General features: G+C 53.4%; 10 protein-coding genes and 1 rRNA gene. 7 read left to right on the top strand and 4 right to left on the bottom strand.

Annotation, left to right across the window (positions count from 1 at the left end):
* Positions 1 to 10: 10 nt before the first annotated feature.
* The 3 genes from rsmB to def are packed head-to-tail and all read right to left on the bottom strand — an operon-like array spanning position 11 to position 2,839.
* Complete coding sequence (rsmB, locus tag IV493_RS01375; RefSeq protein WP_013359232.1) at positions 11 to 1,312, bottom strand: 16S rRNA (cytosine(967)-C(5))-methyltransferase RsmB; 1,302 nt, start codon at positions 1,310 to 1,312, stop codon at positions 11 to 13.
* 49 nt (positions 1,313 to 1,361) lie between these two features.
* The gene (gene fmt / locus IV493_RS01380; RefSeq protein WP_195857637.1) at positions 1,362 to 2,306 is read right to left on the bottom strand and encodes a methionyl-tRNA formyltransferase; all 945 of its coding nucleotides are present in this window, start codon (positions 2,304 to 2,306) and stop codon (positions 1,362 to 1,364) included.
* A 20-nt stretch (positions 2,307 to 2,326) separates the two neighbouring features.
* The gene (def, locus tag IV493_RS01385) at positions 2,327 to 2,839 is read right to left on the bottom strand and encodes a peptide deformylase (RefSeq protein WP_013359230.1); all 513 of its coding nucleotides are present in this window, start codon (positions 2,837 to 2,839) and stop codon (positions 2,327 to 2,329) included.
* 115 nt (positions 2,840 to 2,954) lie between these two features.
* Here def and dprA point away from each other — a divergent pair, with 115 nt between their 5' ends.
* Genes dprA through IV493_RS01415 form a run of 6 tightly spaced genes read left to right on the top strand, consistent with a single transcriptional unit; the run spans position 2,955 to position 6,749 of the window.
* On the top strand, positions 2,955 to 4,079 hold the full coding sequence (gene dprA / locus IV493_RS01390) for a DNA-protecting protein DprA (RefSeq protein ID WP_013359229.1): 1,125 nt from the start codon (positions 2,955 to 2,957) through the stop codon (positions 4,077 to 4,079).
* Positions 4,051 to 4,524 (top strand): DUF494 family protein Smg, encoded by a 474-nt coding sequence (gene smg / locus IV493_RS01395; protein WP_013359228.1) that lies wholly within the window; start codon positions 4,051 to 4,053, stop codon positions 4,522 to 4,524. The genes dprA and smg overlap by 29 nt, the downstream gene beginning before the upstream one ends.
* A gap of 24 nt (positions 4,525 to 4,548) precedes the next feature.
* Positions 4,549 to 5,097 (top strand): topoisomerase DNA-binding C4 zinc finger domain-containing protein, encoded by a 549-nt coding sequence (locus IV493_RS01400; protein WP_033734101.1) that lies wholly within the window; start codon positions 4,549 to 4,551, stop codon positions 5,095 to 5,097.
* 3 nt (positions 5,098 to 5,100) lie between these two features.
* The gene (gene tsaC, locus IV493_RS01405; protein ID WP_013359226.1) at positions 5,101 to 5,673 is read left to right on the top strand and encodes an L-threonylcarbamoyladenylate synthase type 1 TsaC; all 573 of its coding nucleotides are present in this window, start codon (positions 5,101 to 5,103) and stop codon (positions 5,671 to 5,673) included.
* 3 nt (positions 5,674 to 5,676) lie between these two features.
* Positions 5,677 to 6,477, top strand: coding sequence for a shikimate dehydrogenase (aroE, locus tag IV493_RS01410; RefSeq protein WP_195857638.1), 801 nt, complete (start codon positions 5,677 to 5,679; stop codon positions 6,475 to 6,477).
* 14 nt (positions 6,478 to 6,491) lie between these two features.
* Positions 6,492 to 6,749, top strand: coding sequence for a DUF1488 domain-containing protein (locus IV493_RS01415; RefSeq protein ID WP_013359224.1), 258 nt, complete (start codon positions 6,492 to 6,494; stop codon positions 6,747 to 6,749).
* Here the strand turns inward: IV493_RS01415 and IV493_RS01420 are convergent.
* Positions 6,716 to 7,270: a gamma carbonic anhydrase family protein gene (locus IV493_RS01420; protein ID WP_195857639.1), complete on the bottom strand. Its 555-nt coding sequence runs from the start codon at positions 7,268 to 7,270 to the stop codon at positions 6,716 to 6,718. The two genes, IV493_RS01415 and IV493_RS01420, sit on opposite strands and share 34 nt — an antisense overlap.
* A 490-nt stretch (positions 7,271 to 7,760) precedes the next feature.
* Here IV493_RS01420 and IV493_RS01425 point away from each other — a divergent pair.
* A 16S ribosomal RNA gene (locus IV493_RS01425) occupies positions 7,761 to 9,302 on the top strand.
* Positions 9,303 to 9,316 lie beyond the last annotated feature (14 nt).

Below are 9,316 nucleotides of genomic sequence, written 5' to 3' on the forward strand. Positions count from 1 at the left end.
AATACTCATCTCAGTTTGTACCCGATTTCTTTATCAGCTTAGCGTAGAAGAAACCATCTCCGCCTTCGGCCTGCGGGAATACCTGCAAGCCGTTCGCCGGCGCACCCCTGAGGGATTCTGCCTGAGCATCGTGCTGGCGTTGCAGGAAAGCCTCAATCTGCTGATGATTCTCTTCAGGCAGGATCGAGCAGGTGGCATAAATCAGCGTACCGCCTGGTTTCAGGTGCGGCCAGATGGCGTCAAGAATTTCACTCTGAAGCTTTGCCAGCTCGGCGATATCGCGATCGCGACGCAGCCATTTAATATCAGGATGGCGTCGGATTACACCGGTCGCAGAGCAGGGCGCATCCAGCAGAATACGGTCAAACTGACGATCACCGCACCACTGTTGCGGCGTTCGTCCATCACCCTGTTTAACGTCTGCTTTCATGCCCAACCGCTGCAGATTTTCCTCAACACGTTTAAGGCGCTGCGCATCTACGTCGACGGCCATCACTTCTGCTTCCGGCGCAATTTCAAGAATGTGGGTCGTTTTACCGCCAGGCGCCGCGCATAAATCCAGAATCTGTTCGCCATTTTGCGGTTCAAGCAGCAAAGCACAGCGCTGAGCGGATAAATCCTGCACGGTCACCCAACCCTGATCAAAGCCGGGTAGCTGGCTGACCGGGGCAGGCGCGTCAAGCCGCAGCGCATCCGGTACGTCGTCAGCGGGTTGTGCATTTCTGTCGATTTCGACCAGCATGGCCAGCCATGCGTCACGATTGTGGTGCTGGCGGTTAACCCGCAGCCACATCGGCGGACGAAGATTATTGGCTTCGACGATCTGCTGCCACTGTTCAGGCCAGGCATGCTGTAACCGCTTTAGCAGCCATCCCGGATGAAGATAACGCTGTGGACCATCCTGAATGCTGGCAAGCAGCTCTTCCCGCTGGCGCTGAAACTGGCGTAATACACCATTTAACAAGCCTTTCAGGCTGGTACGCTTCAGGACTTCGGCGCCCGCGACGGTTTCTGCCAGTGCGGCATGGGCAGGCACACGGGTATATTCCAGCTGATAAAGCCCGACCATGATCAGATAGTGCAGAACCCGCTGTTTGCCGGTCAGTGGACGCTCCATCAGTCTGCCGATCAGCGCTTCAAGCTGCGGCAATGTGCGCAATACGCCAAAACAGATTTCCTGCACTAACGCGCTATCTTTGTCAGAGAGTTTTTTCTGGGCGGCCGGCAGTGCGGTATTCAGGGATTCGCCTTTGTCGACCACACGCTCAATAAGTTGAGCGGAAAGGCTTCGCAGGTTGATAGATTTAGTCATAGGGTTTTGTCATCAAACAAAAGGCCCGGTGAGTGACCGGGCCTGGGAGTCAGTCGAGAAGGGTTCCAGGTTCAAACCATTCCCGGCGCGAGTTGAGAAGATCCTGAGCCGACATCGGTTTTTTACCGGCAGGCTGTAACTGCAGCAGATTCAGTACACCCTGAGCCGTCGCGACCTGTATGCCATGCTTATCCGCACTGATAATTTCACCCGGCGAACGATCGCTGTGCGGCAGAACGCTTGCCTGCCAGACTTTTACGGGTTGATCATCAATGATGAAAAAGCTCATCGGCCACGGGTTAAACGCGCGAATACAACGTTCAAGCTGGTCTGCAGAGAGGGTCCAGTCGAGACGTGCTTCCTCTTTGCTAAGTTTCTCAGCATAGTTGGCCAGTGTTTCATCCTGCTTTTCAGGTGAAGCCTGTCCTGTGCTCAGTAACGTCAGCGTATCCAGCAGCCCCTGTGGACCAAGCTGTGCCAGCTTGTCATAGAGCGTTGCACTGGTATCTTCAGCGGTAATCGGGCAAGCCAGCTTATGCAGCATATCGCCGGTGTCTAACCCCACGTCCATCTGCATGATGGTCACGCCGGTTTCGCTGTCGCCAGCCCACAGTGCGCGCTGAATAGGCGCGGCTCCACGCCAGCGCGGCAGCAGCGAACCATGAACGTTGATACAGCCGAGACGTGGCATATCCAGTACGGCCTTTGGCAGAATTAATCCGTAGGCCACAACGACCATCACGTCTGCCTTCAGATCAGCGACCAGCTGCTGATTTTCTTCAGGTCGCAGTGACTTAGGCTGATAAACCGGAATGTCATGTGCCAGCGCCAGCGTTTTGACCGGGCCCGGCGTGAGTTTGTTACCGCGGCCCGCAGGACGGTCGGGTTGGGTGAATACGCCGATAACCTGATGTTCAGAAGCAAGCAGCGCGTCAAGATGACGCGCTGCGAAGTCAGGTGTGCCGGCAAAGATGATTTTTAGCGGGGCAGACACGTTTATCCCTTCTTAAGATCTCAGGAAGCCTGCGCGTTCTGACGCGCCAGTTTCTCTAACTTAGTTTTGATTCGTTGCCGCTTCAGAGGCGACAGATAATCAATAAACAGTTTGCCTTCCAGATGATCAATCTCATGCTGGATGCAGATGGCCAGTAACTCGCTGGCTTCCAGCTCGAAACTTTTACCATCACGATCAAGTGCGCGAACCTTTACCCGCTCAGCACGTGGAACAAACGCGCGCTGTTCCGGAATAGAGAGGCAACCCTCTTCAATACCGGTTTCGCCGCTTTTTTCCAGCAGCTCAGGGTTAATCAGGACTAAACGCTCTTCACGACTTTCAGAGACATCAATCACGATAATGCGCTGATGAATATCGACCTGCGTAGCCGCAAGACCGATACCTTCTTCGGCATACATCGTCTCGAACATATCATCAACGATACGCTGAATGTCTGCGTTAACTTCTTTAACGGGCGCAGCGACTTTGCGAAGACGCTCGTCAGGGAAATGTAATACCTGCAAAACTGACATAAATATCCAGATCTGTATTCGGTTAAGAAAAGATTACTGCCTCATATTGTAGACTTTTCGAGGCCCGATTGACAGCATTGTGCGGCAGGAAGCAAGGGCGATCAGGGAGCAGGAGATGGACAAAACAGGGCAGTATGTGCGGCTGGCGGCCGTCACCGGAATGACAGGAAAACGCTGGGTTGACGTGGCGCAGCAGACAGGTGCCGGACTGGCAGACGATGAGCAGCTTATCCGGCTTGGGTTAGATGCCAGCCAGCGACAGCAATATTATGAATTTAATGAAAAAAATATTGAGGAAGTCTTTTCCTGGCTGGCGCAGAGTCCGGCTCATCATCTGATTACCGCTCTGGATGCAGCTTATCCAGCCCGTCTTAAAGAAACCAATCGCTTTCCGCCGCTGCTTTATATTGATGGCGATCCTGCTGTTATCAGTACACCACAGTTAGCAATTGTAGGAAGCCGGAACAGCTCTCACTATGGCCGTTACTGGTGTGACTGGTTTACCCAGCATTTAAGCCTGGGCGGATTGACCATCACCAGCGGACTGGCGCGGGGTATTGATGGCGTTGCGCATCAGGCCGCACTTAACGTGGGCGGTAAAACGGTGGCGGTGTTAGGAAGCGGGTTGCAGCATCTTTATCCCAAAAACCATACCCGTCTTGCCGCAGAGATTGTCGGGCAGGGCGGTGCTATCGTTTCTGAGTTTCCACTGACCACCATACCGCATCCCCTTAATTTTCCACGCCGTAATCGTATCATTAGCGGCCTGAGCCACGGTGTGCTGGTGGTAGAAGCCTCGCTGAAAAGTGGCTCACTGGTGACGGCCCGCTATGCGCTGGAGCAAAATCGTAATGTCTATGCCTTACCTGGCGCGCTCGGTAACCCGTTAAGCGAAGGCGTAAACTGGCTGATTCAGCAGGGCGCGCTGCTGGTGGCTCATCCCAATAACATCGCAGAAGATCTGGCAAATGCACTTAACTGGCTACCTGTGGCTCAGGCGGATGAAATTTATTCTGAGGTGAGGGACGATGCTCCATTGCCATTTGCTGATGTGTTGGCTAACGTAGGAGATGATGTTACACCTGTTGACGTTGTCGCTGAACGTGCCGGCCAATCTGTGCCAGTTATCTCAGCTCAGTTGCTGGAACTGGAGTTAGCAGGATGGATCGCAGCTGTACCCGGCGGCTATGTCCGATTGAGGAGGGCATGCCATGTTCGACGTACTGATGTACTTGTTTGAGACATATATCCACAACGAAGCAGAAATGGGTGTTGATCAGGACAGATTGACAGATGACCTGACGGATGCCGGGTTCCATCGTGAAGATGTTTACAGTGCGCTGAACTGGTTAGAAAGACTGGCTGACTATCAGGAAGGTCTGGTAGAACCAATTTTACTGACAAATGATCCGCTCTCCATGCGTATTTATACCGATGAAGAGAGCAAACGTTTAGATGCTGACAGCCGTGGTTTCCTGCTGTTCCTGGAGCAGATTCAGGTGCTGAACCTGGAAACCCGTGAAATGGTCATCGAACGTATCATGGCGCTGGATACCTCTGAGTTTGATTTGGAGGATCTCAAATGGGTAGTGCTGATGGTGTTGTTCAACATCCCGGGATGTGAAAATGCCTATCAGCAGATGGAAGAACTGCTATTCGACGCCAATGAAGGTATGCTGCATTAAATTTCCTTTCATGCATTGATCGCTATGAGTAAAGCTGCACTCTTCACCGTGCGTAAACAGGATCCCTGCCCCGCTTGCGGGGCAGAACTGGTTATCCGTTCCGGTAAACACGGTCCTTTTCTGGGCTGCGCGAACTACCCGGCTTGTGACTACATTCGACCTTTAAAAGGTCAGGCCGATGGCCATGTGGTCAAAGTGCTGGAAGGACACGCCTGTCCTGAATGCGGTGCGGATAAAGTGTTGCGGCAGGGACGTTTTGGTATGTTTATCGGCTGCAGCCTCTATCCGGAATGCGGATACACAGAAACCATCGATAAACCGGATGAAACCTCGCTGGCCTGTCCACAGTGCCATGAAGGCCGGTTAGTTCAGCGGCGTTCCCGTTATGGCAAAACGTTTCACTCCTGCGATCGTTATCCGGCCTGCCAGTTTGTCGTCAATCTGACACCCGTTGCCGGAATCTGTCCTTATTGTGAGTATCCGCTGTTAGTTGAGAAAAAGACGGCGCAGGGCGTTAAGCGCTTCTGCGCCAGTAAGAGTTGTGGCAAAGCCATCGCTGAAGAGAATTCATAGACCATGGAAAATCAACACCTCGCCGATTCACTTGAGACCTGTTTAGAGCATCTGAATCGTCAGGCAGTCATCGCCTATCCTACGGAAGCCGTATTTGGTCTGGGCTGTGACCCTGACAGTGAATCTGCCGTTATGGCGTTGCTGGCGCTGAAACAGCGCCCGGTAGAGAAGGGGCTCATCCTGATTGCGGCTGATTACAGTCAGCTAGAACCTTACATCTCGGCGCGCGAACTTTCTGTAGTCCAGCGAGAGCGGATGTTTGCCTGCTGGCCCGGCCCGGTGACTTTTGTCGTGCCTGTGCCGCCACAGACGCCTCGCTGGCTTACCGGACAGTTTGATTCACTGGCCATTCGCGTCAGTGACCATCCGGATGTTCAGGCGCTATGTCGGGCGTTTGGCAAACCGCTGGTTTCGACCAGCGCAAACCTGTCAGGCCAGCCTCCCTGCCGTACGGCTGAAGAAGTGAAGCAGCAGTTTGGTGAGCCGTTCCCGGTTCTGTCGGGGAAAACGGGTGGACGACTCAATCCTTCTGAAATCCGCGATGTCATCAGCGGCGAACTCATACGTCAGGGTTAATTCATGGATCACTTCGCCGTTTTCGGTAATCCGATCAGCCACAGTAAATCGCCGCTGATCCATCAGGCTTTCGCTGAGCAGACGGGCATTGAACATCGCTATGGTCGCATCTGTGCCCCGGTTGATGGTTTTCCTCAATCGCTTTCTGCCTTTTTCGAACAGGGAGGTCGTGGTGCCAACGTGACGTTACCCTTCAAACAGCAGGCATGGGAATTTGCCGATCAGCTCAGCGAACGTGCAGCTCTGTCCGGTGCGGTAAACACCGTTAAAAAGCTCAGTGATGGGCAGATCCTGGGAGACAACACGGATGGTATCGGCCTGTTAAGCGATCTTGAACGGCTGAATATGATCAATGCTGGCGACAATGTCTTGCTGGTAGGAGCGGGCGGGGCCGCACGCGGTGTTATTCTGCCGCTGCTTTCAGCAGGCGTGACACTGACCGTCGTCAATCGTACCGCCGCGCGCGCTGAAGAGCTGGCGAACCTGTTTAGCGCGAGCGGGACTATCCGGGCATCTGGTTTTGAGCAACTGACGGATCAGCGCTTTGATCTGATCATCAACGCCACTTCAAGTGGTGTGAATGGAGAAACGCCTCCTTTACCTGCAGAGGTCATCCATTCTGAAGTGCGCTGCTACGACATGTTTTACCAAAGCGGGCTGACGCCTTTTTTACGCTGGTGTCAGGCGCAAGGGAGTGATCATCTGGCCGATGGACTGGGGATGCTGGTGGGTCAGGCTGCGCATGCTTTCTACATATGGCACGGTGTGATGCCGGAAATCACGCCCGTGATTGCTCAGCTTTAGCAGGCCATGCAGCCATGAATCAGGCGATACAGTTCCCGGATGAGGAAACCTATGACGCTGAACTGAACGCGGTCTGTTTTCCAGTACTGGTCAACGGCATGCGGCTGAATTGTGCAATCAGCCGCGATTCGCTAAATTCACGTTTTGGTGAAGGAGAGGCGATGGCGCTGTTTCAGCACCATCGCTGGGATCTGGAAGATGAGGCCGAAGCGGCCATTCGTCAGGATGATATAGATAATCAGGGCTGGATCTGGTTATCTCCCGCCAGATAATCATCCTTCCAGCCAACATAGTTATTAGCGGAACAGCGCAGACCTTCCTTCTCACTGTCATTCAGCGGCCTGACCTGCTTTACCGGGCTACCCAGGTAGAGATAGCCGCTTTCCAGCCTTTTACCGGGCGGCACCAGACTTCCGGCACCAATCATTACCTCTTCTTCTACTATTACGCCATCCAGCAGAATCGATCCCATTCCGACCAGCACGCGATCGCCAATGGTACAGCCGTGTAGCATCGCTTTATGCCCGACGGTGACGTCCTCGCCAATAATAAGAGGGAAGCCCTGGGGGTTGGCGGCTGATTTATGTGTGACGTGCAGAACACTGCCGTCCTGCACATTAGTACGGGCACCAATGCGGACCTGATTCACATCACCTCTTATCGCAACCAGCGGCCAGATGCTCACGTCATCTTCCATAATCACATCACCGACGACAACGCTGCTTGGATCGACCATAACGCGCTGGCCCGTTTGTGGGAAAAGATCTTTATAGGGACGTAGGGCGGAAGTCATCTTGTTCTCCTTTGTTCTATTTTCACTTCAGCCTGATGCCATTTTAGCCAGCTGACAAGCCAATTCTGACGCGGATCGCTGGCGATCTCACCAATCTGGATCATTTATAACCGTTCAGATAAAAGATCCTAAAAAAGGGTTGTGCTCTCAAACGGGATCCCTATAATGCGCCTCCATCGACACGGAACACCGGCAACGGGAAACGGGTTGAGAGGCACAGGAGACTGCGCCGCCGGAGAAAAACTTCTGAGAAAGAGGTTGACTCTGCAGGAGGAAAGCGTAATATACGCCACCTCGCGACAGGACGCTAACGCACTGTTCGCACTGCTCTTTAACAATTTATCAGACAATCTGTGTGGGCACTCGCAGGATTGATATCAGCGTCTTAGGACGTAAAAAATATCAAAGCCTCACGAGTGAACACATAATGAAATTCATTATGACGTTTTACAGATGAGCACCGCTTAACTTGTTTAAGCAAATCAAACTTAAATTGAAGAGTTTGATCATGGCTCAGATTGAACGCTGGCGGCAGGCCTAACACATGCAAGTCGGACGGTAGCACAGAGGAGCTTGCTCCTTGGGTGACGAGTGGCGGACGGGTGAGTAATGTCTGGGGATCTGCCCGATAGAGGGGGATAACCACTGGAAACGGTGGCTAATACCGCATAACGTCGCAAGACCAAAGAGGGGGACCTTCGGGCCTCTCACTATCGGATGAACCCAGATGGGATTAGCTAGTAGGCGGGGTAATGGCCCACCTAGGCGACGATCCCTAGCTGGTCTGAGAGGATGACCAGCCACACTGGAACTGAGACACGGTCCAGACTCCTACGGGAGGCAGCAGTGGGGAATATTGCACAATGGGCGCAAGCCTGATGCAGCCATGCCGCGTGTATGAAGAAGGCCTTCGGGTTGTAAAGTACTTTCAGCGGGGAGGAAGGCGGTGCGGTTAATAACCGCGTCGATTGACGTTACCCGCAGAAGAAGCACCGGCTAACTCCGTGCCAGCAGCCGCGGTAATACGGAGGGTGCAAGCGTTAATCGGAATTACTGGGCGTAAAGCGCACGCAGGCGGTCTGTTAAGTCAGATGTGAAATCCCCGGGCTTAACCTGGGAACTGCATTTGAAACTGGCAGGCTTGAGTCTTGTAGAGGGGGGTAGAATTCCAGGTGTAGCGGTGAAATGCGTAGAGATCTGGAGGAATACCGGTGGCGAAGGCGGCCCCCTGGACAAAGACTGACGCTCAGGTGCGAAAGCGTGGGGAGCAAACAGGATTAGATACCCTGGTAGTCCACGCCGTAAACGATGTCGACTTGGAGGTTGTTCCCTTGAGGAGTGGCTTCCGGAGCTAACGCGTTAAGTCGACCGCCTGGGGAGTACGGCCGCAAGGTTAAAACTCAAATGAATTGACGGGGGCCCGCACAAGCGGTGGAGCATGTGGTTTAATTCGATGCAACGCGAAGAACCTTACCTACTCTTGACATCCACGGAATTCGGCAGAGATGCCTTAGTGCCTTCGGGAACCGTGAGACAGGTGCTGCATGGCTGTCGTCAGCTCGTGTTGTGAAATGTTGGGTTAAGTCCCGCAACGAGCGCAACCCTTATCCTTTGTTGCCAGCGATTCGGTCGGGAACTCAAAGGAGACTGCCGGTGATAAACCGGAGGAAGGTGGGGATGACGTCAAGTCATCATGGCCCTTACGAGTAGGGCTACACACGTGCTACAATGGCGCATACAAAGAGAAGCGACCTCGCGAGAGCAAGCGGACCTCACAAAGTGCGTCGTAGTCCGGATCGGAGTCTGCAACTCGACTCCGTGAAGTCGGAATCGCTAGTAATCGTGGATCAGAATGCCACGGTGAATACGTTCCCGGGCCTTGTACACACCGCCCGTCACACCATGGGAGTGGGTTGCAAAAGAAGTAGGTAGCTTAACCTTCGGGAGGGCGCTTACCACTTTGTGATTCATGACTGGGGTGAAGTCGTAACAAGGTAACCGTAGGGGAACCTGCGGTTGGATCACCTCCTTACCTGAAGATACCTT

Source organism: Pantoea sp. SM3640, from assembly GCF_015654165.1.
Classification (GTDB): domain Bacteria; phylum Pseudomonadota; class Gammaproteobacteria; order Enterobacterales; family Enterobacteriaceae; genus Pantoea; species Pantoea vagans.

Excerpts from the sequence above, each read along its gene's own strand:
- rsmB (WP_013359232.1), bottom strand. The coding sequence starts at position 1,312 with ATGACTAAATCTATCAACCTGCGAAGCCTTTCCGCTCAACTTATTGAG.
- def (WP_013359230.1), bottom strand. The coding sequence starts at position 2,839 with ATGTCAGTTTTGCAGGTATTACATTTCCCTGACGAGCGTCTTCGCAAA.
- dprA (WP_013359229.1), top strand. The coding sequence starts at position 2,955 with ATGGACAAAACAGGGCAGTATGTGCGGCTGGCGGCCGTCACCGGAATG.
- smg (WP_013359228.1), top strand. The coding sequence starts at position 4,051 with ATGTTCGACGTACTGATGTACTTGTTTGAGACATATATCCACAACGAA.
- IV493_RS01400 (WP_033734101.1), top strand. The coding sequence starts at position 4,549 with ATGAGTAAAGCTGCACTCTTCACCGTGCGTAAACAGGATCCCTGCCCC.
- tsaC (WP_013359226.1), top strand. The coding sequence starts at position 5,101 with ATGGAAAATCAACACCTCGCCGATTCACTTGAGACCTGTTTAGAGCAT.
- aroE (WP_195857638.1), top strand. The coding sequence starts at position 5,677 with ATGGATCACTTCGCCGTTTTCGGTAATCCGATCAGCCACAGTAAATCG.
- IV493_RS01415 (WP_013359224.1), top strand. The coding sequence starts at position 6,492 with ATGAATCAGGCGATACAGTTCCCGGATGAGGAAACCTATGACGCTGAA.
- IV493_RS01420 (WP_195857639.1), bottom strand. The coding sequence starts at position 7,270 with ATGACTTCCGCCCTACGTCCCTATAAAGATCTTTTCCCACAAACGGGC.